The 25,851-nt window shown below is 62.8% G+C and carries 25 protein-coding genes; 11 read left to right on the forward strand and 14 right to left on the reverse strand.

Annotation, left to right across the window (positions count from 1 at the left end):
* Positions 1-966: 966 nt before the first annotated feature.
* Together ACKTEK_RS00005 and ACKTEK_RS00010 are read left to right on the forward strand one after the other, a co-directional pair.
* Entirely contained in the window at positions 967-1,275 is a 309-nt protein-coding gene (locus ACKTEK_RS00005; RefSeq protein WP_409163192.1) for a hypothetical protein, read from the forward strand.
* 292 nt (positions 1,276-1,567) lie between these two features.
* On the forward strand, positions 1,568-2,569 hold the full coding sequence (locus ACKTEK_RS00010) for a helix-turn-helix domain-containing protein (protein WP_409163193.1): 1,002 nt from the start codon (positions 1,568-1,570) through the stop codon (positions 2,567-2,569).
* Between the two features lie 92 nt (positions 2,570-2,661).
* On the opposite strand, the gene ACKTEK_RS00015 is transcribed toward ACKTEK_RS00010, so the two are convergent.
* Complete coding sequence (locus ACKTEK_RS00015; protein ID WP_409163194.1) at positions 2,662-3,735, reverse strand: sensor histidine kinase; 1,074 nt, start codon at positions 3,733-3,735, stop codon at positions 2,662-2,664.
* A gap of 366 nt (positions 3,736-4,101) precedes the next feature.
* Here ACKTEK_RS00015 and ACKTEK_RS00020 point away from each other — a divergent pair, with 366 nt between their 5' ends.
* The 3 genes from ACKTEK_RS00020 (at position 4,102) to ACKTEK_RS00030 (ending at position 6,249) form a co-directional block, all read left to right on the forward strand.
* Complete coding sequence (locus ACKTEK_RS00020; protein ID WP_409163195.1) at positions 4,102-4,605, forward strand: ferritin-like domain-containing protein; 504 nt, start codon at positions 4,102-4,104, stop codon at positions 4,603-4,605.
* A gap of 385 nt (positions 4,606-4,990) precedes the next feature.
* Positions 4,991-5,212, forward strand: a complete 222-nt coding sequence (locus tag ACKTEK_RS00025; RefSeq protein WP_409163196.1) for a hypothetical protein — start codon at positions 4,991-4,993, stop codon at positions 5,210-5,212.
* Between the two features lie 188 nt (positions 5,213-5,400).
* Complete coding sequence (locus ACKTEK_RS00030) at positions 5,401-6,249, forward strand: SDR family oxidoreductase (RefSeq protein WP_409163197.1); 849 nt, start codon at positions 5,401-5,403, stop codon at positions 6,247-6,249.
* A gap of 125 nt (positions 6,250-6,374) precedes the next feature.
* Here ACKTEK_RS00030 and ACKTEK_RS00035 read toward each other — a convergent pair whose 3' ends face one another.
* The 4 genes from ACKTEK_RS00035 to ACKTEK_RS00050 are packed head-to-tail and all read right to left on the reverse strand — an operon-like array spanning position 6,375 to position 8,976.
* Complete coding sequence (locus tag ACKTEK_RS00035; RefSeq protein ID WP_409163198.1) at positions 6,375-6,983, reverse strand: class I SAM-dependent DNA methyltransferase; 609 nt, start codon at positions 6,981-6,983, stop codon at positions 6,375-6,377.
* The gene (locus ACKTEK_RS00040) at positions 6,980-7,147 is read right to left on the reverse strand and encodes a hypothetical protein (RefSeq protein ID WP_409164914.1); all 168 of its coding nucleotides are present in this window, start codon (positions 7,145-7,147) and stop codon (positions 6,980-6,982) included. Before ACKTEK_RS00040 ends, ACKTEK_RS00035 begins: the two co-directional genes overlap by 4 nt.
* A complete protein-coding gene (locus ACKTEK_RS00045; protein ID WP_409163199.1) occupies positions 7,075-7,521 on the reverse strand; it encodes a glycosyltransferase family 2 protein in 447 nt (148 codons plus the stop codon). Before ACKTEK_RS00045 ends, ACKTEK_RS00040 begins: the two co-directional genes overlap by 73 nt.
* A gap of 9 nt (positions 7,522-7,530) precedes the next feature.
* The gene (locus ACKTEK_RS00050) at positions 7,531-8,976 is read right to left on the reverse strand and encodes a glycosyltransferase family 2 protein (protein ID WP_409163200.1); all 1,446 of its coding nucleotides are present in this window, start codon (positions 8,974-8,976) and stop codon (positions 7,531-7,533) included.
* Positions 8,977-9,204: 228 nt separating this feature from the next.
* Here ACKTEK_RS00050 and ACKTEK_RS00055 point away from each other — a divergent pair, with 228 nt between their 5' ends.
* Genes ACKTEK_RS00055 through ACKTEK_RS00070 form a run of 4 tightly spaced genes read left to right on the forward strand, consistent with a single transcriptional unit; the run spans position 9,205 to position 14,328 of the window.
* A complete protein-coding gene (locus tag ACKTEK_RS00055) occupies positions 9,205-9,912 on the forward strand; it encodes a gluconate 2-dehydrogenase subunit 3 family protein (RefSeq protein ID WP_409163201.1) in 708 nt (235 codons plus the stop codon).
* A complete protein-coding gene (locus ACKTEK_RS00060; protein WP_409163202.1) occupies positions 9,912-11,672 on the forward strand; it encodes a GMC family oxidoreductase in 1,761 nt (586 codons plus the stop codon). The genes ACKTEK_RS00055 and ACKTEK_RS00060 overlap by 1 nt, the downstream gene beginning before the upstream one ends.
* The gene (locus ACKTEK_RS00065; RefSeq protein ID WP_409163203.1) at positions 11,669-12,892 is read left to right on the forward strand and encodes a c-type cytochrome; all 1,224 of its coding nucleotides are present in this window, start codon (positions 11,669-11,671) and stop codon (positions 12,890-12,892) included. Before ACKTEK_RS00060 ends, ACKTEK_RS00065 begins: the two co-directional genes overlap by 4 nt.
* Before the next feature lie 56 nt (positions 12,893-12,948).
* The gene (locus ACKTEK_RS00070; RefSeq protein ID WP_409163204.1) at positions 12,949-14,328 is read left to right on the forward strand and encodes an APC family permease; all 1,380 of its coding nucleotides are present in this window, start codon (positions 12,949-12,951) and stop codon (positions 14,326-14,328) included.
* 42 nt (positions 14,329-14,370) lie between these two features.
* Here the strand turns inward: ACKTEK_RS00070 and ACKTEK_RS00075 are convergent, their stop codons facing one another.
* The 9 genes from ACKTEK_RS00075 to ACKTEK_RS00115 all read right to left on the reverse strand — a co-directional run bounded on the left by ACKTEK_RS00075 (position 14,371) and on the right by ACKTEK_RS00115 (position 24,110).
* Entirely contained in the window at positions 14,371-15,456 is a 1,086-nt protein-coding gene (locus ACKTEK_RS00075; protein WP_409163205.1) for a c-type cytochrome, read from the reverse strand.
* On the reverse strand, positions 15,456-16,043 hold the full coding sequence (locus tag ACKTEK_RS00080) for a cytochrome c oxidase assembly protein (protein WP_409163206.1): 588 nt from the start codon (positions 16,041-16,043) through the stop codon (positions 15,456-15,458). Before ACKTEK_RS00080 ends, ACKTEK_RS00075 begins: the two co-directional genes overlap by 1 nt.
* Positions 16,043-16,447: a hypothetical protein gene (locus ACKTEK_RS00085; RefSeq protein ID WP_409163207.1), complete on the reverse strand. Its 405-nt coding sequence runs from the start codon at positions 16,445-16,447 to the stop codon at positions 16,043-16,045. The genes ACKTEK_RS00080 and ACKTEK_RS00085 overlap by 1 nt, the downstream gene beginning before the upstream one ends.
* A 1-nt stretch (position 16,448) precedes the next feature.
* Positions 16,449-19,049, reverse strand: coding sequence for a cytochrome c oxidase subunit I (gene ctaD / locus ACKTEK_RS00090; protein ID WP_409163208.1), 2,601 nt, complete (start codon positions 19,047-19,049; stop codon positions 16,449-16,451).
* Positions 19,046-20,026: a cytochrome c oxidase subunit II gene (gene coxB, locus ACKTEK_RS00095; RefSeq protein ID WP_409163209.1), complete on the reverse strand. Its 981-nt coding sequence runs from the start codon at positions 20,024-20,026 to the stop codon at positions 19,046-19,048. Before coxB ends, ctaD begins: the two co-directional genes overlap by 4 nt.
* A gap of 712 nt (positions 20,027-20,738) precedes the next feature.
* On the reverse strand, positions 20,739-21,413 hold the full coding sequence (locus ACKTEK_RS00100) for a helix-turn-helix domain-containing protein (RefSeq protein ID WP_409163210.1): 675 nt from the start codon (positions 21,411-21,413) through the stop codon (positions 20,739-20,741).
* Between the two features lie 12 nt (positions 21,414-21,425).
* Complete coding sequence (locus ACKTEK_RS00105) at positions 21,426-21,653, reverse strand: helix-turn-helix transcriptional regulator (protein ID WP_409163211.1); 228 nt, start codon at positions 21,651-21,653, stop codon at positions 21,426-21,428.
* A gap of 130 nt (positions 21,654-21,783) precedes the next feature.
* Complete coding sequence (locus tag ACKTEK_RS00110) at positions 21,784-22,836, reverse strand: hypothetical protein (RefSeq protein ID WP_409163212.1); 1,053 nt, start codon at positions 22,834-22,836, stop codon at positions 21,784-21,786.
* Positions 22,833-24,110: a tyrosine-type recombinase/integrase gene (locus ACKTEK_RS00115; protein WP_409163213.1), complete on the reverse strand. Its 1,278-nt coding sequence runs from the start codon at positions 24,108-24,110 to the stop codon at positions 22,833-22,835. The genes ACKTEK_RS00110 and ACKTEK_RS00115 overlap by 4 nt, the downstream gene beginning before the upstream one ends.
* 366 nt (positions 24,111-24,476) lie before the next feature.
* On the opposite strand from ACKTEK_RS00115, the gene ACKTEK_RS00120 reads away from it, so the two are divergent.
* Together ACKTEK_RS00120 and ACKTEK_RS00125 are read left to right on the forward strand one after the other, a co-directional pair.
* The gene (locus tag ACKTEK_RS00120) at positions 24,477-25,010 is read left to right on the forward strand and encodes a pyridoxamine 5'-phosphate oxidase family protein (protein WP_409163214.1); all 534 of its coding nucleotides are present in this window, start codon (positions 24,477-24,479) and stop codon (positions 25,008-25,010) included.
* A gap of 38 nt (positions 25,011-25,048) precedes the next feature.
* On the forward strand, positions 25,049-25,807 hold the full coding sequence (locus ACKTEK_RS00125) for a response regulator (protein ID WP_409163215.1): 759 nt from the start codon (positions 25,049-25,051) through the stop codon (positions 25,805-25,807).
* Positions 25,808-25,851 lie beyond the last annotated feature (44 nt).

Consider the following 25,851-nt stretch of genomic DNA (forward strand, 5'->3'; position numbering starts at 1 on the left):
GTTCATGACGGCGATCACTTCAGGATGCCCGGTCAGCAATTCATCCATTTTCGTGCTGGGTGAAATTGTTCCAGATCCCCTTTTCAGAGTGGCCATCAACGCTTCCGGCATCATACAAGCCTCTAAGAGATGCAGAAGTGTAACCGGGCTCGCGCTATCGCTCATTGCATTAATGCAAACAGCTAAATGGCAATCGAGTGAGCTAGATGGCCATAATCTAAGAAGTGTTCCTCCAAACAAGCAGGGCTTGCGTGCAGCCCGCTTCTATCGTGTACCGCTTGCAAGGTGACCTACTAGCGAAGCGTCGGGAGCTCGCCCGCCCGTAATCGGAACGCCCCGGAATACGGTCCCTTGAGGGGGCGGGGGTAGTGGTCGGTCTCTAGCGCAGCACGCGAGCCAGTCCTTTATTTGACTGGTTCGGCTTGCGGTTCCCAACCAGCGCCTTGCAGATCGCCAGCCGCCGACCGGCCTGCCGTCATCAGCGGTCAGCGTTGCATATGATGACCTAGGCTTGCCGTCGGAAGAACCGCGACGTCCGTTTCAAACTTGCGATGGTCGTCCCTTCACGGGGGGCTTCAAGACAAAGCCTCACATCATACCAATGATCACCGAAGTTCAGACCAAGCCTTGCTGGCACATGATCTATAGCGTCGTAGTACGTCTATATTGGTCGCGATCGACCATGATCGAACGGGATGGCTAAAACGAGGCTTGATTGGTTTTCACCTCGCGCTGGCTGGTGATGAGGCGTGCATCTGTCTTCCGGCGTCGAGAGTTCATCATGCATTCGGGCTAACAAAGTCGCTCGCCGAGCTACCTCCTAAGGATCGGCAACGGTCAGGGGCACTATCAACGCCTCGAGTATGGCTCCAACGAGCAGTGCCCCGAATTAGGGGGTTAATAGCTGCATGCTCACTGACGTTCGACTGATGTGGAACCATTCTTCTCGCTTTCCATTTGTTTCGCATGGAAACGCGCATTTACCTGCTGAAGCCCGGCGCGGACGCCAACGACCCGCAGTGGGACCTCGCCTCGAACCGCGGCGAAGTCTGGGTTCGCGCACACTCGCCTGCCGACGCGCGGGTGGTGGCCAGCGAGGCCGAAGTCGACTTTCACGACATCAACGCCAAGCCGTCGCACGGAACCACGACGGAGTTCGCCAGCGCATTTCGCAACATCAAGCTGTATGAAGCAGTCGAGTGGCACGGCGACGAGTACCCCGCCGATGAACCTCGCGAAGTGGTGTGGGGACTATGCACCTCCCCAACCAAGTAGGGGCAGGTGCTAGCTGACGGATCAGACAAACGAGTGCATTAAATATGGAACCGGCTCAGACTTGGACATCGGAGCCAGACCGACTGCTCCACATTGCCGCCTCCTGTGCGGTGTTCTTCTCTTACATCGTGGCGCTGACCCGGCTGTCGGGGAAGCGCACGACAGCAAACTTAAACAATTTTGACTGGATAATTACTGTCGGTATTGGCTCACTGATGGCATCGGGAATACTGTTGCGCAACGTGTCCATGGTGGATGCGATGCTAGCGGTTGCCGTGCTGGCCGCGCTGCAGTGGCTGACCACATGGGCGGCCATGGCGCACTGCAGCCGGACGCCGTCTCGAGCGAGCGCATTTCGCGCGAGGAAATCGACTCCGCACTTCGCCGCGCCGGGCTTCCCGACCGCAGTGAAGCCGCCTGGGTCGTCATCGAGAACAATGGCGAACTGTCGGTGATCGCGCGCGAGAACAAGACGAATGCTGCCGGCAATGCGCTGATCCAGGTGCTGACCGAACGAACGGATCGACGCACGGGAGGGAGCGGAATGATAGTCAGCACCACTCGTGCGCGAATGGGCGAAGATGACCACATCGGCATGGTCGGACGGCTTTCCAAAGATCTGTGGGACCGCCTGTGCGCAGCATGCAGCGACATTCGCCTCGTGGGGCCTAAGGAGTACCTCTCAAAGGCCGGTGAACCGATCACCGAGAGCGCGCTCCTGCTCGACGGCATCATGGTGCTGTGCATCGCCCCAAACGCGGTGCGTCCCGACAGCCACTTGATGGTCGCGATCCAGGTACCGGGCGATTTCGTGGACCTGCACGGTCTGCCGCTGGGCTGCCTGGACCATGACGTGCGAACCCTGACGGCCTCGCGCATCGCCTTCTTTCCCCATGCTGCGCTCGAAGAGATCATGGAAGACGTCGAACATGCGCGCTCGCTGTGGGAATTGACGATGATCGACGCGGCCATTCACCGGCACTGGACCTACCGAAGCGGTCGCCTGCGCGCGCTGGCTTCCATGGCCGATTTCCTGTGCGAGTACGATCTGCGCATGCAGCAGGCCGGGCGCGCGGTGGAAGACCGGCTGCCGATGCCGCTGATGCAGTCCGACCTGGCCGAGGTCACTGGCCTGTCCAAGGTCCATGTGAGCCGCGTGCTGAAGGACCTGCGCGATGCTGGCCTTTGCACCGTTCGAAACGGCGTGGCGGAAATCCACGACCGGCCCGGCCTGCGGAAGATCGCCGGATATGACCCGGCCTATCTCTACCTGCAGGCCTCGGCCTCGATCTAGTCTTCTGCTGGCCCCATTGCGCATGCACATAAATGCCTGTCAATCTTATCTAAAGATCACCCGCAGGTGATCAATTGGAAAGTGCGGGCCAGCTAATGGCCGAGCCGGTTCATTTGCGTCTTGAGCTCAAATCTAACGCCGGTTGAGTCCCGTGAAAGAACGCTCTCGCCCATGAAATCGAGCGGGACCACTTGCTCGAGAATCCGCGAGCCGAAGCCCTTGCGACTCCCTTGGTGAACCGGGGGGCCATTCACCTCGGCCCAAACCATGCGAAACGGGTCCGCCGTATTCGGTCGACCAGCCGACCATGACAAGTGAACCTTGCCGTCAGCATGAGACAGCGCGCCATATTTCAGCGCGTTGGTGGCCAGCTCATTGAGCGCCAGCATCATTGTGAAGACCTGCCCGGCGGACAGCCGCACAGGAGGGCCATCGATAACGAACTGGTCGTCTCCGGACCGAAATGGACGGAGTGCATGGTCCACAACCTCGCTCAGGTCCCCATCAGCCCGCCGCGAGCCGGTGAGTACGGATTGCGCCTTGGCGAGAGCATCGATTCTCTGCGCCACCGCCACGCCAGCCTCCTTCTTCGTCTCGGCGGCGTTGAGTGTCTGGCGGACGATGGTGGACACAATGGTCAGGGTGTTCTTGATCCGGTGACCGAGTTCCGCGCTCAGCAACCGTGCGTGTTCCTCCGCCTCAACCGTGGCGGTCGTCTCGATGACAGTGTCCATCATCCCCCTGACAATGCCGTCCTCATCCCGGATGGGGCTGTAGCAGAAGGTGAAATAGGCCTGCTCGGGATACCCATGCCGATTGATGATCAGGGGAAAGTTTTCAATGAAGGTCGGCTCTCCGGCGAAGGCCCGCTCCGCGATCGGGCCGATCTCGGCCCAGACTTCACTCCACACATCACGGAAGGATCGACCGAGTGCGGATGGCTTCTCGCCAAGGATGGGCGTGAATGCATCGTTGTGCAGCGTGATGAGGTCCGTTCCCCAAACGACGCATTTGGGGAACCTGGAATTCAATGCCATCCCCAAGGCGATCTTCAACGCCGATGGCCAGGTTTCGATCGGGCCAAGTGGATTGTCCATCCAGTCATGGGCGCGAACAGCTTCACCCATTTCGCCTCCGCCGACCAGAAACTGGAATGACTGATTCATGCGGAATCCCCCCGCTCCAGCTGAAAGGCCAGCGAGAGTGCATCGTCACGCTCGCATGCCATCCCAGAAACGACAAGCACACCACCAACAATATGACGCTAACGTAACGTAAACTCGCCCCGCGTCAAATGAATTTCCCAGACCAGCGGGATCCCGTTCACCCATTGCATGTGCTCGACCAATATTTGTGCATTCTCCATTTGCAACAACTGGTTGCCCCATAGTCTGGTTACCCAGCCGGCCAATTTATCTTCGCCTGGTCGTGCCAGCAGATAACATTTGATAGGTGGCAGCATTGGAACGTCTTCATCGCACGAGGGTTTGGGTGGTGGGCAACACGACACCTCAAACCCAAAGGAGACCGTCATGGGCCTGTTTTCAAAAGATATCGAAAACATGAACGACCTTTACATCCATACGCTGCGCGACATCTACTACGCCGAGAAGAAGATCGTGAAAGCGCTGCCGAAGATGATCGAGAAGGCCACCAACTCGAACCTTCGCCAGGGCTTCGAGACGCATCTCGAGGAAACCCGCACCCACGTATCCAGGCTCGAGAAGGTTTTCGAACTGGAGGGCGTCGAGGCCAAGGGCGTCACCTGCCCTGCCATTGATGGCATCATCGATGAAGCCAACGAGATCGCCGGTGAGGTCGACGACAAGAACGTTCTCGACGCGGCACTGATCGCGGCTGCGCAGGCAGTCGAGCACTACGAAATGACCCGCTACGGCACCCTGATCAGCTGGGCCGAAGAACTTGGACGCAGCCAGTCCGCCGCCATTCTCCGCGACACGCTCGAGGAGGAAAAAGCTACGGATGACAAGCTGTCGGATCTGGCCGAGAGCCGCGTGAACCAGGCTGCGGCGTAATCCTCTTCGGTGCCGCGACATTCGCGGCACCGGACTTTGCGCCGGGCCGGGCGGGTTGCGATGCCCATATTCATTGAGACCCGCGATATGCGGGCCTGGCAGGGCAGGCGGGACCTTTGCAACTCACTCGCAAGAACCAAAAGGCTCATGAACACAAGCATCTCAAATCTTGAGGCCTCCGCCGGTCCATGGCCAGCGCGCCGCGGCCTGTGTCGGGTTTGGAGCGCCGATGTCGAGGAATAACAACGAAGTATCGGATCCTACTGGCTCCAACGATGATGCCGGAGTGACACAGCAGGCATCCAGCCCGGCCTCCCACCGCGCCGCGGTGCAAGAGGGACGCACGGGCGACAAGGTACCGGGAATCGATCCGGCGGCAGCACCCATGGAAACCGACGCCGAAGCCGGTGGTCAGCAAACGCCCGGATCCGCCCCAGCCGATTTCAACCGTCAGGCGCCAGATGCGCACGGCAGCGCGGACGGTCCAGCCATGCGACCGGTCTCGACCGCCCGATCGCAGGATCGGACAATGCGTTTCGTTGGTGTCGTATCGGCTGCAGTGCTCGTCGTGCTCGGCGTGGCACTGTTGATCTGGGCACTGGTGTGACGACCGCGGAAGCGTTTGTCCCGCAGCGGAACCATGGTGCCATAAGGCCGTTGCAACAACAGTTCGGCGGTCAGGCAGGTGCACTTTGAGAACCACCAGAGCGACGGCATGGCTGCACGCAACATGCCTTTCGCGGCGGCCCAGCCGATCCGTTAACTTAAAACCCCATGTGTGCCGGGAGTTCGGCCATGACTCAGTTTTCCACCAATCGTGTTCAGGATCAGCAACCCGGTCTCGAAGACGAGATGTCGCCACCCCCTGACTACATGCCTCGCTTTCCCGGGTCGGGTCGGCTTGAGGGCAAGGTCGCCATCATCACCGGCGGAGATTCCGGCATCGGCCGAGCGACAGCCGTCCTGTTCGCACGCGAGGGCGCGCGGGTCGCGATCATCTACCTGAACGAGGACGACGACGCCGAAACCACGCTGGAAGCGGTGCGCTCGGAAGGATCTCAGGGCATCGCCCTGCGCGGCGATGTCGGCGAGAAAGCCTTCTGCCGCGAATGCGTCGCCCGCGTGGTGAAGGAATGGGGGCGCCTCGACATTCTCGTCAACAACGCCGCCGAGCAGCACAGCCAGGACGCGTTCGAGGACGTGAGCGAGGAGCAGATCGAGGCAACCTTCCGTACAAACGTCTTCGGGCAGATGTTCATGGTCCAGGAAGCACTGCCGCATCTGGGAGAAGGTGCGGCCATCGTCGCGACCACGTCGATCACCGCATATCGCGGCCAGGACCTGCTGATCGATTACGCATCGACGAAGGGTGCCGTGCTGTCCCTTACGCGCGCCCTTGCCCAGAAACTTGCAGGCTCAGGCGTCCGGGTGAACGGCGTTGCGCCAGGACCGATCTGGACGCCGCTCATCCCAGCTTCCTTCCCGCCGGACAAGGTCGAGAGCTTCGGGGAGTCGTCTCCCTTGGGTCGGCCCGGCCAGCCAAACGAGGTGGCGCCATCCATCCTGTTCCTGAGCTGCGAGGACAGCTCCTACATGACCGGACATGTCCTGCACCCCGACGGCGGAGCACCGATCGGCGATTGATTACGAAACATATTGCAGGCTCGCTCGTCTCCGATTTGGATCAGAGACCTGCGCTCGTTTGGAAATGGCGTGGCGGAAATCCACGACCGGCCCGGCCTGCGGAAGATCGCCGGATATGACCCGGCCTATCTGTACCTGCCGGAGTCCGCTCCGGTTGAATGAGCGGGTCGCGATGAGAATAACGCCGCGATCCAAGTATCCCCCTCGCACCGCTTGATGGAATGGTTCGGCCGCGTCTCGCTCAGTGCCCCCACGAGCCGGGTTTCCACATCGCGCGCCGTCAATCGGGTCTCGGTTTCCCCGGTATAGCCGGCGACAAGGCAGTCCCCGTCAGGCGCAAGATCGCGGCCAACGCAGGCTATGGTGCGCGCCAGCGCGTCGTCTTCCAGGTAGTAGAGAACTTCCGATAGCACGATCAGGTCCCATTGCCCTGACGGCCAGTCCTGCGGGACGGCTGCGACCTCAAAGCGGGCGTTGGGGATATGGCGCGCCCTCGCCACTTCGATGGCGGTCGGGGCGAAGTCCAGCCCCAGCAAGGCATCGCTGCGGCGCGCGATCTGCGCGCTCATGACACCGATCGAGCAGCCGACTTCCAGGACACGGCCATATCTGGCGCGCGGAAGCAGCGAAAGGCAGCGGGCGTACTTGTCCGCCTCGTAGGCACTGGTCTCGTAGTCCCACGGGTCCGGGTTCTCCCGGTAGAGGCGGTCGAAGGATGCGGCGTCTCGGGTCATGCGGGAATGAATATCTCGTCGGTTTCGACGAAATGCTGAACAAGGTCGCACGGCATCCGGAAGCCTTCGGGATCGTCTTCGATCAGCCCGGTCATCTGCGATCCGTGGGCTGCGATGGCACGCGCCTTGATGAAGCGGTAGTCGGCGGTCGTAAAGCGCAGCATTCCCTCGCTCGAGGCCCCCTCGACCGGCGTCTGCACGCGCCCCCAGACCGGGCAGCCAAACACCCTCGGAATACGCCGACGCGCGGCGAGCCATTGGGCAAGCCGTCACACGCGCTGGTGGTCGGGGTGGCTGACAGCCAGATGCCGACATTCTTGGCCTGCGCGGTACCCACGTTCTGGGCGAGCCGCACACCGACGAAGCGCGGGTGATCGGCAAAGCGGCTGATGACATCGCCGGTGTCGTCGCTCGAACCGTCATCGATCACGAACACCGTCGTGTCCGGGTGAGACTGGCCAAGCGCGGCTTCAATGGCCTGCGGCAGGATGTGAGCGCGATTGAACGTGGGAATGACGATTGCGACGCTGGGCAGCATGGTGTGCTCCTATGCAAGCTGGAGTGAGGCGCGATAGGCCGACAGGCGGCGCCTCGTGCCGAGGGCAAACGGGAACGGCAGGACGAGAAGCAGCGCGCCGAGACCGGCAAGCGGCGGAAGGCCGGGAACGAGCGGCAGGAGAAGTCCCGCGAGCGCCAGCGCCGGCAGCACCGGGCCAAGAGACGCGTCACCGGAGCCGACATCCTTCGACGTGCGCCGAAAGCCTCCAGAACACCCGAGCAGCGCGTCCACGGTTCCCATGGCCGAGGGCAGGACAAGCACGAGCCGCGATGCGAGCGCGACCAGCAGGGCCGGAAACCGGGCCCGGCTCGAGCGCACAACCGAGATGAACAGCGGCAGGCAGACCGAGACGCCGACGAGCAGCAGCCCGAAGCCCGACAGTGACGCGAGGTTCTTCGCCGCGACCGTGTCGAGGCCCGCGGCAAGTGCCAGCCCACCGCCGATCAGCCCGGCAGCCATCGGCAGGGCGAAATTGGTCCAGGCGGTCAGTTGCGCGGCGACATGAAGCGCTGCCGAAAGGGGCAGGCCCGAGAAGCCGGTGAGGATCGTGCCGACATTGCCTGCCGCCCAGCGGTAGCGCTGCTGGGCAAGCCCCGAGACATCCAGCGGCAGCAATCCGCGCCCGGCGACACGGTCGACGAAACGGCCCCGGAACCCCAGACGTCGCAGCCGCAGACCGAGTTCCGCGTCCTCGGTGATGGTGTCGCCGCTCCATCGGCCTGCAGCTTCCAGCGCGCTGCGGCGGATGACGCTCAAGGTGCCCGTCAGCAGCATGGCGTCTGCGCCATCGGCCTGCGGCGCGTGGCGATGGAAATAGTCGGCAAGCTCCAGCGAAATGCCTGCGACCTGCGCGCCGTCATTTCGATAGGCTTGGGGAAACTGGAAGAAGTCGTCGTCGCGACGGGCGATCTCCGCCGCCGCCGTCGTCAGGAAGTCCGGGGAGACCTCGTAGTCGGCATCGACGATCACCACGTGCGTCGCAGCCGGGTCGGTGCGCGACAGGGCGATGTTCAGTGCGCCGGCCTTCGCGCCCTTTACGCCGTCTTCATGAAAGAAGCGAAATCGCGGCCCGAGTTGGTCGCACAGGTCCGCCACCGGTTTCCACAGCGCTGGGTTCGCCGTGTTGTTGTCGAGAACGATGACCTCGAAGTCTGGCGCGCCCACCTGCTCGGCGAGTGAGCGGACTGTGCGGGAGACCAGCGCAAGTGGTTCTTCATGGGTGGCAATGTGAACGGAGAAGACCGGCGACGGCGTTCCGGCGGCATCGTCCTGGCGCACGGGGCTGCGAAAGGAGACGCTGGCGGCAACCTGAAGCGCGGCGATCAAGCCCTGTGCGCAAAGGGCGAGTGCGACGATTGCAATGGCCGCGCGCGGGGCCACGAGGCAAAGCGCCATGGTTGCGAGGAATACTCCTCTGCTGTCGAGCCGAAACATGCGGGGGTCTCCAAGAAGCGAACCGCACCACCGATGGGTGCGTACTGGCTCGACAATCTCGGGGGCCGGACCTCCGTTCCCGGTAACATTTGTTATGCAATCGGAAGTGAGAAGCCGCAAAGGGAGAGCATCGAAGAGCTTGGTCGATAGCTCAAAATATCGGACGTTGGGGTGGAACAATGGGCCTGTTCGACGGTTGTTCAGCAATACTCTCGAGAGATATGCACCATGCGACTATCCCGGCGCTCCTTTATTCTGGCCTTTTCCTCCACCGCGATGGTCACCATCGCAAAGGCGCGTGAGTACACCGGCGGTGTGCCATGGACGCCGAAGGCCGCACTGCCGCCGCAGGAGCCTGACCACCGCCAAAGCTATCTCACCGCCGAAGAGCGCAAATTCCTCACCGCAGCCGTCGACCGCCTGATCCCCGAGGACGATTACCCCTCCGCCTCGCAGGCTGGCGTCGTCGATTTCATCGACTACCAGTTGGCCGGTGCCTTCGGGCGTGGCGACATCTACTACCTGCAAGGACCGTTCGAGGACGGGCTTCCCACCCAGGGCTATCAGGGCGAAGCCCCTGCGCTGCTTTACCGGCAGGCCATCGAGGATATCGACAAGGGCCTCGCCGACACCGCTGGCAAGCGGTTCTCGGAGCTTTCCGAAACCGATCAGGACACGGTGCTCAAGCGCCTGTCGGAAGGTGAGGCCGACCTGCCCACCGTCGACGGCAAGACATTCTTCGACATGCTCTGGCAGAACACCCGCGAAGGCTATTTCGGCGATCCCGTGTATGGCGGCAACCGTGACATGGCGGGCTGGCGCATGCTCGGGTTCCCCGGCGCGCGCTATGACTACCGCCCGTGGATCGACCACAACGGCCAGCCCGTGAAGCTCGATCCGGTCTCCGTCGCCGGCTACCCACAACAGGGGCAGTGATGGCCCGGAAGCTTCCCGAACGAGAAGTCGTCATCATCGGGTTCGGCTGGACCGGCGCGATCATGGCCGAGCAGCTGACCGCCGCCGGCATGGACGTGCTGGCGCTCGAGCGCGGCGTGTGGCGCGACACGTCCACGGACTACGCGGTCACCAACGCCCAGGACGAATTGCGCTACCGGCACCGCGACGAACTCTTCGAGGTGCTGTCGCGCGAGACGCTGACCTTCCGCAACACGCTGGACCAGCGCGCCCTGCCGATGCGCATGCTCGGCTCGTTCCTGCCCGGCACCAATGTCGGCGGGTCGGGCGTCCACTGGAACGGCCAGACCTGGCGCTTCCTCCCGTCCGATTTCGTCGCCCGTACCCACAACGTCGAGCGCTACGGCGAGGACAAGCTGCCAGCCGACATGACCATCCAGGACTGGGGCGTCACCTATGACGAGCTGGAGCCCCATTTCACGACCTTCGAGGATATCTGCGGCATCGCGGGCAAGGCGGGCAATGTGGGCGGCTCCATCGTCGATGGTGGCAATCCGTTCGAGGGCGCACGGTCGCGGGACTACCCCAACCCGCCGATGAAGCAGGTGATCGCCTCGGAGAAATTCGCGCAGGCCGCCAGCCAGCTTGGCTACAAGCCGTTCCCCGGCCCCTCCGCCAACATGAGCCGCGCCTACACGAACCCGCTCGGCGTCTCCATGGCCCCCTGCACCTATTGCGGTTTCTGCGAGAAATTCGCCTGCGGCAACTATTCCAAGGCCACCGCCTCCACCACCATCATCCCGGCGCTGATGCGCCGCGACAACTTCACCCTGCGCACACAAGCCATGGTGCTGCGTATCCTCCACGACGGGGAACGCGCAACCGGCGTGGAGTACATCACGCCGGAAGGCGAGATCTTCGAGCAGCCGGCCGAAATGGTCATCCTCGGCGCATATGCCCACCACAACGCGCACATGCTGATGGTTTCAGGCATCGGCGATATCTACGATCCGCAGACGGGCGAAGGCCTGGTGGGCAAGAACTACGCCTACCAGATCGTCTCCGGCGTCGATGTCTTCTACGACGATCTCGCCGTGAACCCGTTCATCGGGGCCGGCGCGCTCGGCATGTGCATCGACGAGTTCAACGGCGACAATTTCGACCATTCCGACGTCGATTTCATTGGCGGCGGCTACATTGCCCAATGGCAGACCCATGGCCGGCCAATCGAGTACGCGCCCGTTCCGGAAGGAACGCCCTCCTGGGGCGCGGAATGGAAGAAGGCCCTGCGCGACAACTACAACCACACCATCGGCGTCGGCACCCACGGCGCGGTGATGAGCTATCGCGGCAACTATCTCGATCTCGACCCGACCTACAAGGACGCCTATGGCCGTCCGCTGCTGCGCATGACGTTCGACTACAAGCCGAACGAGGTGGCGATGTCGCAATTCCTCACCCAACGGGCGAAGGAGATCGCCGAACGCATGGGCGGGCGCGAGATCAAGGTGAAGCCCGCAAAGGTGCCCTACGACATCGCGCCCTATCAGACGACGCACAACACCGGCGGCGCCATCATGGGCGCCACGCCCGCTGACAGCGTCATCAACAAGTACCTGCAGAGTTGGGACCTGCCCAACCTCTTCGTGCAGGGCGCGAGCGCATTCCCGCAGAACCCCGGCTACAACCCGACAGGAACGGTCGCAGCCCTCGCGTACCACTCGGCGAAGGCCATCGTGGAGCAGTACCGCCCCAATCCCGGGCGGCTGGTGGATGCATGAGAACCGCAGCCCTCGCCATTGCCGCCGCGCTGTTCGCAGGCCCTGCCCTGGCGCAGGGAGCCAACACGCAGGCGGCCATTGAACGCGGGCTTTATCTCACCCGCGTGGGGGACTGCGCCGCATGCCACACGGTGGAAGAGGACAAGCCATTTGCCGGCAATTTCGAGCTGCCGACCCCCTTCGGTAACATCTACACCTCGAACCTGACGCCCGACGAGGACACCGGACTTGGCACATGGACGGCGGATGATTTCTTCCGCGCGATGACGCAAGGTGTGCGCCCCGACGAGGAGCGGCTCTACCCGGCCTTTCCCTATACCCATTTCAACATCGTGACGCGTGAGGATTCCGACGCGATCTTCGCCTATCTCCGGACGCTTGAGCCAGTGCGCCAGATCGTGCGCGAACCGGACTTCCCCTGGCCGATGTCGGACCGCACGACGCTCCGTGTCTGGAACTTCCTGAATTTCGAGGAAGACGATTTCGTCAACAAGTCCGACAAGAGCCCAGCCTGGAACCGGGGGCGTTACCTCGTCGAAGGCCTCGCCCACTGTTCGGGCTGCCACAGCCCGCGCAACTTCACCGGCGCGGAAAAGGACGGCGAGGCGCGCTTCACCGGCGGCTTTGCGGAAGGCTGGTATGCCCCGTCCCTGCGGCAGGGCAACGGCGGCGAAGGCATCGGCGACTGGAGCGCACAGGATCTTGCCGAATTCCTGCGCCACGGCCGCAACGACCACACCGCCGCCTTCGGCCCCATGGCCGAGGTCATCGACAAGTCGACCCGCCACCTCAAGGACGACGACCTCAACGCCATCGTCACCTATATCCGCGACTTGCCCGAGGAGCCGGAAGCCGCCGAGCGGCCGGAGCCGGTTGCCTCCGACGACGAACAGATGATTGCCGGCGAGACGATCTATGCGACCCAGTGCGGCGCCTGCCACGGCCAGCAGGGCGAAGGCGTGCCCGGCATGTTCGCAACGCTCAAGGGGTCCTCGCTGGTGCACTCCGCCGACACCACGACGCTGGTTCGCCTCATCATTGAGGGCGTGCGCGCGGTGCCGACCGACAAGTACCCCACGCCCCACGCCATGCCGGCATTCGGCTGGAAGCTGACGGACCAGGACATTGCCGACGTGGCGACCTACGTGCGCAACGCCTTCGGCAACGCCGCCCCGGCGGTCGCGGCCGGAGATGTCGAGGATATACGCAAGCAGGAATAGCGTCGGCCACGAACCGGCGCCTTGAATGACAACGACAATGCGATCGGAGAGCGCCAATGGCCGACACTGAAACTGCATCCGGCGGTGATGCTGGCGCCGGTGAATCCGACGGCAAGCTCAAGCGTGCCATCGGTCCCGGCCTTCTCCTGCTCTTCATCGTCGGCGACGTGTTGGGTACCGGCATCTACGCGCTGACCGGCAAGGTTTCCGAGGAGGTTGGCGGTATCGCGTGGCTGCCGTTCCTGGTTGCCTTCATCGTTGCAACCATGACCGCGTTCAGCTACCTCGAACTTGTCACCAAGTACCCCAAGGCCGCCGGTGCCGCGCTCTACACCCACAAGGCCTTCGGCATCCACTTCGTGACGTTCCTCGTCGCCTTCGCAGTCATGTCCTCGGGCCTGACGTCTTCATCCACGGCCGCGCGCGCCTTTGCCGAGAACCTGTCCACCGGCTTTGCACTCGATCTCGGCGGCTTCTGGATCACCGTCATCGGGCTTGCCTTCGTGGGCGCCATCGCCCTTATCAACATGCGCGGCGTCAGCGAGAGCGTCGTGGTCAACGCGGTCTTCACCTGCATCGAACTGACTGGCCTCATCATCATCCTGGTGATCGGCGCGATGGTGCTGGGCGCCGGCGAGGCCGACGTGGGCCGCGCCTTCGACTTCGAAAGCAGCGACGGCGGCATCTTCTGGCCAGTCGTGGCAGCGACGACGCTCGCCTTCTTCGCCATGGTGGGCTTCGAAGATTCTGTCAACATGGCCGAGGAGACCAAAAACCCGAGCCGCACCTTCCCGGTCATGCTGCTCACCGGTCTCGTCATCGCGGCCATCCTCTACGTTCTCGTCTCCATCGTCGCGGTCGCCATCGTGCCGGTGGAAGAACTCGCCGAGGGCGACACGCCGCTGCTCAAGGTGGTGAGTGCCGGCGCACCCGGCTTCCCGTCCTGGGTGTTCGGGCTGATCACCATGATCGCGGTCGGCAACTCCGCGCTGATCAATCTGCTGATGGCGAGCCGTCTCGTCTACGGCATGGCGGAGGAGAATGTGTTGCCCTCCGTGCTGTCACGGGTCGACAGCAAGCGAAAGACGCCCACGGTTGCCATCGTCTTCACCACCCTGCTCGCGGCGGGCCTCATCACCTTCGTCGGCGCGGTGCCGCAGCTGGGCGGAACCACGGCGCTGCTGCTGCTCGGTGTCTTCACGGTGGTCAACGTCGCGGTCCTCGTCCTGCGCCGCGATAAGGTCGATCACGACCACTTCAAGAGCCCGACCATCGTGTCCGTCGGCGGCGCGATCACCTGCGCGTTCCTGGTCGGGCCGTGGACCGGGCGCGACCCGGCCCAATACGCCATCGCCGCCGTGCTGATCGGCATCGGCATCGTGCTTTGGTTTGCAACGCGCATCTGGATGAAGCGAAACGACGAGGAGGTGGCCTGAGACAAGCGCAATCGCCGAAATGCAGGGGTGCGCTCGCCTCAGTCAGTTTCCAAGACCGGCGTAGAATTTCGCGATCGCGGCGATTTCCGCATCATCCAGCGAACCAATGACGTCGTGCATCTGTCGCGCCTTGTCGGCACCGCCCCGCTTCTTGTCCCGGAACAGTTCGAGTTGGTTCGCCAAGTAGGCTTCCCGCTGGCCCGCCAGCGCCGGGTTCGCATCCGGCAAGGCCTGCGGCCAGGGACCGTGGCAGGCCGTGCAGTCGGCCGCTTCACCCTCGGCAACCAGCCGCGACAGGACATCCGGCTGTTCCGCGGGTGAAGCGTCGGGACTGGCTTCGTTTCCGCCGCCAGACGGCCCGGACACGTCCGAAAATTGCTTCGCAAGCTCCACGATCTCGTAGCCGCTCAGGCCAGAGGCCGCATGCTGCATCATGCCGCTGTGCCGGGAGCCATCGCGGTAGGCCGCGAGCGACAGGGCGAGGTAGTCGGCGCTGAGAATGTCGAGGCGCGGCACGTGCTGGTTGCCGTGCCCCTGACCGTCGGTCCCGTGGCACGAGGCGCAATAGGCGGTGAGTTCGGCCTCGCCGTCGCCCGTGTCGCTCAGGTCGGGCGCTTCCGGCTGCACCAGCCTCGCGTAGGCCCCGCCGTCCATGCCGCCGACCTGTTCGAGGAACGCGACCACCGGCCACACGTGGTCGTCGCGCTCCTTGCTCGGCCAGGCCGGCATGCCGGTCATCTTCGCGCCGTGCTTGACGATCCAGAACAGGTGTTGCGGCTCCCAGTGCCCGGCGGCGTCCGCGATCTGCGGCGGTTCGGGCACCATCCGGCGGACCGTTGCGCTGCGCGGAATACCCGGCGCGCCGTGGCAGGTCTTGCAGGCGCTGTCATAGTGCCTTGCACCGAGCGCCACGAAGTCGGGATCATCGAGCGGCGGGACGGCGCTCTCCGGCGGGGCACGCAGTTTCACCGACTGTGTGAACGCCATGTGCAGGACCCACGAGACACCCGGCCAGTGCCCGGAACTCGCCGCGACGTTGTAGAGGCCGATGCCGACCACCGCGACAGCGCCTGCAAGTCCGAGCCCAGCAAGGATCAACACGTGGATCGCGAATTGCCTGAACCGCATTATGCCGCCTGCTCCGCCTGCGCCGGGGTGGAAAGGACGCGGTACATGAGCACAAGCCCCGCGACGAGGTAGACCGGCGTTGCCACTGCCAGCATCACCATGCCGCCCATCTGCTGGTCGGCCAGCGGGTCAGGCCCGAGGCATGTCGCGATGTAAAGCGGGCGCGGCGCCAGCGTCAGCAGCGCGCCGAGCAGGGTCATGTGCATGGAGGTGATGAGAAGCCCGCCTGCCCCGGCAAGTCCGTTGCCGGCCCAAAGCACCGAAGCCCACAGCAGCACTCCGGCCACGAGAAACGAGACCTGTTCGCCTGCGAAGATCGTCGAGGAGAACGCAGCCCGCTCATGCAGCGCCGGCAGGTGCCAGACCCATACGATTGCAAATTCCAGCAGCGTGGCGATGAGCGGCGACGGCGCGAACCGATGGAAGGTCGCGGGAGCCGCCAGCACCAGCAGCGGCGCAACGATCGCGATTGTCACCACGTGGCGCAGCATGAAGAGGGTGAACGGCGGGAGGCCGAACGCCGGCGCAGGCCAGACCCAAACCGCCAGCAGCACGAAGCCGGCACCTGCGAGCGCAGCCGGGCGCATCACGAACAATCCCCGATCAGCAGCGCCGGCAGCGCCGTGTAGAGAACGCCGATGGCTGACATGGTCGCGAGCAGGAACGCCGCGTGTCCAAGGAACGAGTGCCGGTGCTCGTTGCTCGCCTCGCCGTGGGAATATTCGCCCAGGTGCCGGTAGTCCCACTGCCGCCACGACCGCCAGCCGACGAAGCAGATCCCGGCGAGCGCCACGACCGTGACGACGCCAATGGCGATGCGCAATTCGGCGAAGCCGATGACCCAGCCTTCGGTCTTGGCGCAGAGCACCGCGGCACCGGCATAGACGATCACGAAGTGCAGCGCCCACAGGCTCGGCGCGATGGTGATCAGCCAGAGGCTGCTGGCCGCCTCGCTGAATTCCCGCCGTTCCGTTCCGCTTGCCTGCGCCATGTCACACCAGCCTTGGAAGCACGCCGATGACCATCATCGTGCCCAGCGCCGTGACTACCATGAAATGCCAGTAGAGCAGGACATTGCAGATGTCGGCATCGTGGTCCGGCGTCATGCGCCCGGCGAGGCTGCGCGCAAGGCAGTAACCCTGCATGATGGCCCCGGTTCCGACATGCACCACCGCCCACACGATGAAGGCCCAGACCAGCGCCGGGTAGACATGAGCCGTCGGGTCAAGTCCCGGCCCGTAGGCCGACCAGATCAGGCTGGCGATACCGATTGCCGTCAAGGCGATGCCCCCGGCGAGGCTCGCGCGGGCGATGCCGACCTGCCCGGCCTTGTTCACGCGCTGGGCCACGAATGTCAGCCCCCACGAGGCGACGAGCGATGCCCCGCCGATGGCGACCCAAGTTCCGGTCGCGTGGGCGCTTCCGCTCGGTGGGAAGCCGTCATTCGCCGTCCAGTAAAAGAAGAAGCCGAAGATCAGGCTCGCGAAGGCGGTCATGTCCGCGAGCATGGTGATCCACACGCCCCACCAGCCGGCGGAATCCACGCCCGACGCATAGATCGGCAGCTTCAGCCCGAGGCCGACATCCTTCATCTCCTGCTCGGGGATCGGCGCGGTCGACGTCCATAGCCAGTAGATGATGCAGGCGATGGCGCAGATGCCGCAGACGATCGCCGGCCAGTAGACGTGGAAGGTCGGGAAGATGAAGGCGCCGCCGGTGAAGGCCGCAGCGAGGATCGTGATCCAGGCCGGGCCGGTCACCCGCATGCACTGGATGGGACGCGCGTCGAGAACCGTGGTGATCAGCGTTTCGCGTTTTCCTTCCGCCGCATCGGCCAGGTAGTAGTGCCCGGCGTCCATCCGTTCGACGATCTTTTCCTGGTCCCACAGCGGGTAGCGCGACGTCACGAAGGGAATGGAGCGCGAGCCCCACGCTTCCTCAGGAATATTGTGGCTCCATTCCAGTGTGCCCGCGTTCCACGGATTGCGCGGCGCGAAGGGCTGCGACTTCTTCGGGCGCAGCAGGTCCCAGGCAAACAGCACGAAGCCCGCCGCCATGACGAAGGCACCCACCGTCGACATCATGTTGAGCATGCCCCAGCCGAGCTCTTCCGGATAGGTAAAGACCCGGCGCGGCATGCCCTGCAGCCCTGTCAGGTGCATCGGCAGGAAGCACAAGTTGAAGCCCACCATCAGCAGCCAGAAGACCCAGAGGCCCAGGCGGCGCGAGAGCATCTTCTTGCGAAAGAACGGGTAGAAGTAATAGACGCCGCCCACCACCGGGAAGATCATCCCGCCGAACAGCGTGAAGTGCAGGTGCGCGACGACGAAATACGTGTCGTGGGCCTGCCAGTCGAAGGGCGCGAGCGCCAGCATCACGCCCGTCAGCCCGCCTGCGGTGAAGATCGCCAGCGCCCCGGCGATGAACAGCAGCGGCACGGTGAGCTTCATCCGCCCGACCAGCATGGTCGCGAGGAACGCAAATATCTGGATGCCGGTCGGGATGACCACGGCTTCCGACGCCGCCGAGAAGAAGCCGAGCGAAATCGACGGCAGCCCCGTCGCGAACATGTGGTGGACCCAAAGGCCGAACGAGATGAAGCCGGTCCCCACCGCCGACAGCACGATCCACGAATAGCCGACCATCGGGCGCTGCGCGGCGGTGGGTACGATGGTCGCGGCAATGGCGATGGACGGCAGGAAGATGATGTAGACCTCCGGGTGGCCGAAGATCCAGAACAGATGCTGCCACAGCATCGGGTCGCCGCCGCGCTCCGGATCGAAGAACGGCCAGTCGAAGCTGCGTTCCAGTTCAAACAGGAAATCACCCGCGATCAGCGGCGGAAAGGCGAACAGGATCATGCCGCCGACCACCAGCACGTACCAAGCATAGAGCGGCATGATGTTGATGCGCATGCCAGGCGGGCGGCACTTGAGAACGCCGACGATCAGTTCGACAGCAGCCGCAATCGAAGCGACCTCGATGAAGGACAGTCCCAGCAGCCAGATGTCGGAGCCGACCCCTTCCGCCTCGATGGCGAGCGGCGGGTACATGAACCAGCCGGAATTGGGTGCGGCATCGAACAGCACCGATCCGAAGACGAAGACACCGCCGATCACGAAGCACCAGAACCCGAAGGCCGACAGGCGCGGAAACGGCATGTCGCGCGCACCCAGGAAGGCGGGCAGGATGAGAATGGCGATGGCCTCGAACAGCGGCACGGCAAACAGGAACATCATCGCCGAGCCGTGCATCGTGAACAGCTGGTTGAACCGGTCCGCCGACAGGAAGTCGTTGTCCGGCACCGCAAGTTGCACGCGCATCAGCAGCGCCAGAACGCCTGCCGCCATCATGAAGGTGAAGCAGGTGAGCGAGTACCACAGCCCCACCTCGGAATTGTTCACCGCCGTCCAGTAGCTCAGCCCCTGCGGCGTCTTCCATGCCTTGCGAAGGCGGTCGGCGGAGGCTTCCCGGAACTCAGGATCAACGGGCGCCGCGATCTGCTCCTCGCTCGGCGGATAGGTGCCCTGCCCGTCGCCCGGCGCCGGATCGGCGGCGCTGCCGCGCGCATGTGTCTCGTCACGGCCCGTCATTTCAGACCCTCAAGATAGGCGGCGATATCGCTCAGTTCATCCGCGCTCAGCTTATCGTAGGACGGCATTTTCGCGCCGGGCTTCTCTCCTTCCGCGTGCTGCGTCCACCGTGCCAGCGAGGCTGTATCCACCGGAAGGATGCCCGCTCCCAGGCTCTTCCGGCCGCCGACATGCGTCAGATCCGGGCCGATCTTTGCCCGCGCCGGGGTGCCGCGCACCGCGTGACACCCGCCGCACCCCTGCGCGAGGAAGAGATCGCGACCGCGCCGTGCGCTTTCGCTGACCGGCTCCTGCGCATCGCCGCTCTCGCGTTCGAGCCACGCGTCGAATTCGTCAGGCTCCATCACAACAGTCTGGAACGCCATCAGGGCATGGCTCTCGCCGCAGAACTCGGCGCATTGACCGCGAAAGATGCCGCTGCGCGTCGGCTCCAGCGCCATGCGCGTCGTGCGGCCGGGAAACATGTCGAGCTTGCCGGCAAGCGCCGGGACCCAAAACGAGTGGATGACCTTGTTCGCCCCCAGCACGATCTCGGTTCGCGCACCGCGCGGCAGGCGGATCTCGTTGGCGCTGACGATTGCCTCGTCCTCGCCGTCGCGCTGATACGTCACGCGCCACCACCACTGCTCGCCGATGACCGTGACGGTCAGACCGCTGCCGGGTTCGCGGTGCGCCGGCATCATGGGCAGCGCATAGGCAAGCAACCCGGCAAGCGCGACGACCGGGAAAACAACGCCACCGCCAATGATGAGAACTTCTGCAAGGTTGCGCGAATGCGGTTCGCGCTTCAGCCGCGTCACGTAGACAAACAGTCCCATGACGAGAAGCCACAGGACAACGGCGGCCACCGCGAGGAACCAGAACAACGAGGCGATCTCGCCTGCTTCCTTGCCGGCGGGGTCGAGCACCGATTGCGGACCGGAGCAGCCGGACAGAAGAATCCCCGGACCTGCGGCAGCAATCACCGGCAAAGCCAACTGAGTTCTTTTCGAAGTGCCTATTGGTTGATCCTCCCGTCGAGTTCCGATGCGCCTTACCTATGCACGCGTCGGAACCGGCGGATGCCTAACGTCCTACTCCCGACCATTACTTGTAGTCTCCATCACGGGCCTCGAAACATCGCGATTGCAAGCTGTATGCAGCACGTATGCCATCTGAAAGTCTCCAGAAAACAATGCAAGAGTTCTATCCTCTGGAACGAAAGAATGACCGGTATTTCAATGTTCACGTGCATGGTCCGATATCGTGTACCGCTTGCAAGGTGACCTACTAGCGAAGCGTTGGGAGCCCGCCCGCCCGTACTCGGAACACCCCGGAATACGGTCCCTAATGGGGGGGCTAGTCGGAGTAGTGTAAGCAGTCTGACTCAGCACGCGGGCTAATACGTTACTTGCAGGGTTCAGCTTTGGGCTCCCAACATCGACAGGCACCACTTCGCAACCCGTGTCGATCCCGCACCAATGATGCCGTGGCTCGAATGTACCGACTTCCGGCGCCGAGCTCGTCAGGACTCGCAGGGCTACAGGCTCCACCTGCCGACACGCGGTCCGCACAAGGAGTTCGGCATCTCACTTGCACGATCTCCAAACATGAGACGTCCATGCCGAGGTGATCGAGTGGAATTAGGCTCCTCCCTAATCTCGCTGAGCAAATCAGCCGCCAATTCTGTGGCCAAAGTTTCATGACTGCTCACTCTGCGGCTTCACTGAACTGGACATGCCCCGGAGGCCAACGGCTTGCAAATCGCCAGCCGCTGACGAGCCTGCCATCATCAGCGGTCAGCGTGGCGTACGCCGACCCCGGTTTGCCCAGTACGGTGCGGAGATAGGTCTGCCAGGCACACCATTCCGGACTGTCGCGCTCGACGAGAACCTTCCCATCATCGCGCGCCACTCCCGCCTGGCAGTCTCGGATGCCCTTCTTTGATATTTCTTCTGATAGTTCTTCTTTATACAGAGGCCCCGATTTGGGAGGTGCCCCCCGCTGATTTGGGGGGATGCTCCCCCCAATTTGGGGGGTACCTTCGTTTGCGTCAGCGCCCTGCCGAGCGCGCCTCTTCGCCTCGCGGACGGGTTGGCATTGCGGCTTGGCTGGAGCGGGCCCAAGAACATAGATCAGATCTGTCCTGGGGCCTCGCTTGCTGGCGTTGCGTTTTTCGCGGCGGATATATCCAAGGCTCTCGAGCTCAGCGAGCCCGCGCTGCACGGTCGACTCGCCGTGTCCGGTATCTGCAGAAATCGTCTGCTGACTCGGCCAGCAGCAGTTTTCCTTGTTTGCCCGTGAGGCGAGATAGACGAGCACGGCCTTCAGGCTCGGAGGACGCAGTTCCAAACTGCGCGCCCATTTTTGGAGATCATAGCGCATCGGCCGGACCCGCTATTCACAGGACCGGACTGCGAGCGGGGCAGTCGACGTTGCGCGATTGTCCGCAAGCCAAGCTTCCAAATCGGAATGGCGATACCGGACAGCCCTTCCAAGCTTGAAGAAGGGCGGACCTTCGCCCCGCAGACGCCAAGCCTGAATGGTTCGCTTCGGAATACCGAGATGGTCGGCAACTTCGGCCTCCCGCAGGAGGCGATCAATCTGTGCGTTGGGTGCAGTCATCGTGGTGATCCTTGGAGTACGAGGGATCACCCACACAACACATCGGTGGCAGAGGAATCTTCAGACGCTATTGCGGCTGCCAGCCTCGATTCTTGTACGAAGGGATTTGCGATACACGCTTTCGTGCACGTTAGGCCGGACAGGAGGCGTAGAGCAGGGATTGCTCGTCCAGCGTCAACCCGTACTCGCTCACCAAGGCCGCTGAATGGAGCTGGTCATAGCTCGCGCAGAAATCGAAGCTCTCGAGCTTGCGCGCTTCCCCCTTCGCTTTGGCGTAGAGGTGAGGTTCGAGTTTGGGGATGCGATACTTGATGTTCCCAAGCGCGTTGAAGAGGCATGTTACTGACTGATTTCGGATCTCTCGGAGATTTCTATCCCTGCTGGCCAGCGGATCCGGATATCCGATCAGTTGGAGAACTGTTTCGATGAACTCTGAAAGCTGCCTGTCCGGGGACTTGCCGCGCACCGTGTGCTTGTCTGAGGCGTGAAAAGGGACCTCACGTCCAAAGCTGAACGTGTAGAGCTCCGCAAGTTTGCTGAAGAAAAAGTTCTCTGGTTTCTGTTGCGTGAGGTCTTTCAGGGTTCGGTCTGGATCGAGCATCACTGCGAGTTTGCGGAGACAATCGCCCTGCAACCTAATGGCTTCAGCGCACACGACCCAGTCGCTGTGATCGGCGTATTCGATGTGATCGATGGCTTGCACAAGGAGCGAGTAGTCCTCTGTGGAGGCGATAATCGCCTCGACCCGGTTGGGATCCTTGAGCTGCTTCAGCCTCTGCACATGTTCTTTCCGCGTCAGCCATAAATCTGCGTAACACCATGACATCAGCCAGGCTCTTGCCACCGCCATACGCAGCTGCATGACAGGGGATTTCTGATCCAGGCCGAACGTCATGCGGAACAGGTACTCAAACTGGGTATCAAGTTGTTGGGTTTGTGGACTGCGAACATGCGGGAAAGATTTCCGGGACCGCATCTGCCGTGTTTCTGTTGCGATCAGCCCCGAGGCGAGTTCATCAAGTTTGGCCAGTGACTCACTTGCGGATGGCGGTATGGCGTCCTGATCTTCGCCGACGATCCACTCGAAAATCCACCATGGTCGACGGATTGTGTCATACTTCCTCTTGTAGCGCCGGAAGCCGGTCGGCGTCGTCTCTTCAGCGTGATCCAGCGCTTCGGTCATTGTTCAGACGATCCACTCGACGAGCCGCCAGCGCTTGACAATCCGGCCGCAATTCGTTCGCCGAGTTCATCGGAGAGTGCACGGATCGGGTCCATGTCACGGTTCACGTACCGGCTCGTCATCGAGATGTTGGCATGCCGCAGCAAGTGACCGATTAGGAATGCGTTGCCGCCACTACGTGCCGCGAAGGTACCGACCGTGTGGCGCAGGTCATGAAGTCGCACATCCGGAACCTGCGCATGGTGGCGGATCCGCTGCCACGCGTTCTCGACAACCTCTTTGGCGAGGTGTCGTTGAGGATCGCGCACGCGCGGCAAAACGAATGGGGAGCCTTCGAATCGGAGTAGCCCCGCCAGAATATCGGCGGTGGCTTCGTTCATCGGGTGCAGCGCTCGCCCGCCGCCTTTGCGTGCGGGCAGCGAGAGTGTGCGCGCATCCAGATCGACATGACGCCATTCAAGTGACAGGACTTCGGATAAGCGCGCACCGGTGAACAGCAGCAGGCGGATTGCCGCCAGCACGAACGGGTCGACTGGGGTGCGTCGAGACTTGGCATCCTTTGGGAGGTGCTTTCGCGTCGCCTCTGATGCTTTGATCGCCCACGGTAATCCAAGCTTCTCCGCTTCGTTCAGGACCGCACCGACCCTCGCCAGCTCCTGATCGTTCAGGAAGCGATCCCGGTGGTTTTCCTTGTAGCGCTTGATGCCACGGACCGGATTGGTGAACTCCGCCCGCATCCCCCACGCCTCGGCACAATTGAAGGCCTTGGAAATAACCGACAGTACGAAATTGGCTTGTCGAGGGGTGCCAGCCATTCCGCTATGCAGCTTGGCAATATCAGAGCGCGTCACAGCATCGGCGCGCAGTTTCCCGATCTTGGGCCGGATTATCCGATCCACGATGTCTCGAACGGCGGCTTGAGTGGATGGCGCGTTGTGCCGTTCGACGTGGTCGGTGAGATATTTATCGAGCAAATCGTCGACCTTCGGGGCCGTGCGTTGTTTCGCCTTGAGTGCAACTGGATCCTGATCCTTCGACACATCGACGAGCAACTCACGGGCACGTTTCCTGGCCTGATCGACGGTCATCGTTCCATAGCGACCCAGCGTCATGCGTCGAGAGCGGCCATGGCTGTTGCGATACTGGAGCACGAAAGACTTCGTTCCTGATGGAAGCACCAAAAGCCCGAAGCCCGGCATGGCGCTGTCCCAAACGATCCTTCGTTTTCCGTCGGCTTTCTCTGCGTCGACAACACGTTTGCTGAGGCTTGGCATGGCTGACTCGTTTTCCTCGGTTGCCGCAAATCACGACGCACGGAATGTGCCATGTTTTGTCAGCACAGTGTCAGCAAATGAATGCGAAACAGTGCGTAATCCCCGGTATGCTCGCAGCAACGGGGACAAAATAATTGCAGAGAAAACAGAGGCTTGATGATACTGTGTCGATGTGTGCGGTACTAAGCGATTCAAACTACGAATCTGGGGGTCAGAGGTTCGAATCCTTTCGGGCGCGCCATTTCCTTCTTCCAACCCGTCTTTATCGCTGCAACTGCAGGCGAAGCTTCGCCGGCAACATGGCTTGCCGATCTCACTTGCCAGGACTGGCGCAGACGACCTGGCGCACCGCGCCCAGCCGATGCGGTGAAGAAAGCGCAGGCTGCCAACGGCTCGCGCGAGGCGATGGAGCGCTTCACGCAGAAGCGGCCCTGGGCCTCGCGGCTGACGCCAGATATCGCGGCCTTCGTTGAAGATCGGGACAGCGCGTTTCTCGGGACGGCAAACCTGCAAGGCCAGCCCGACATCCAGCATGGCGGCGGCCCGTCCGGCTTCCTGCATGTGCTGGACGAGTGCACGATCGGCTTCGCGGACCTTGCCGGAAACCGGCAATACGTCACGGTCGGCAACCTGTCGGAGAACCCGTCAGCCTTCCTGTTCCTCATCGACTACGCAAGCCGTGTCCGCGTGAAGATCTGGGGCAGGGCGAAGGTGGTCGAAGATGATCCGGCACTTATTGAACAGCTCAAGCCGCAAACGCCGCTCTGCCGCAAGGTTAATCGTTGTTGGATTGGATTGATTGAGAACGGACGATCTCGAAAAACGTCATTTTATCTTTCTGATTTAGTTTGCGGCTCAATGGGCCAAACCCGCCGGGAGCAGCGGGCTTGGCGCGGTTGAATCCCAATATTGAAGACGGGGAGCGCAAATTGAATACGATGTACGCTGAAGCAGAACGCGATGCGGAAACGCTGCCGGTGATGACGGCCAACACGGCCACGCCGCTGATTCTCGTCGTTGAAGACAACGACGTGACCAGGGACCTGCTGTCGATGCTGTTGAAACGGCGCGGCTACCGGGTCGAGACCGCCAGCACCGGCGCTGCCGGCCTCAAGAAGCTGCAGGACAACGACTACGCGGCCTGCCTGATCGACTACCACCTGCCCAACATGGACGGGATTTCGGTCGTCAAGCACATCCGCGCGAGCGCCAGACCCGGCCGCCAGCTGCCGCGTTTCATCGGCATGACGACCGATATCGAGGGGCTGCTGTCCGACCCGCGCAATTGCGAGACGCTGGACCTGGTGTTCTCCAAGCCGATCGTCGCGACCGAAGTCTACACCGCGATCGAGACCAGCGATCCCCACGTGCGCAGCATCGCGGAAGCCGTCAAGCGGCTGGAAGAGGTCGCGCATGATCCCGACGCCCCCAAGCGTGTTGACCACGACGAACACGGCGTCATGTATGACCGCCGCCGGGCCGAGCGGAAGATCACCTCCATCAGTGGTGCCTCACTCGTGACCGACGCCGGAAGCGTGGGCGAATGCTACGTCCAGAACATGTCGATCTTCGGCGCGTCCATCACCACCGACGTGCCCCTCAAGCACAACGAGACCCTGACGGTCGGCAGGTCGCACGCGCGCGTGGTGCGGGTCGGTCGAAACAAGGAATTCGGGCTCGAGTTCACCGGCAACTGATCCACGCCCCGTGACGGACCCTTGCGTTGGAGCCTGACGACGCC

Source organism: Tepidamorphus sp. 3E244, from assembly GCF_046159835.1.
GTDB lineage: Bacteria > Pseudomonadota > Alphaproteobacteria > Rhizobiales > Tepidamorphaceae > JACKJK01.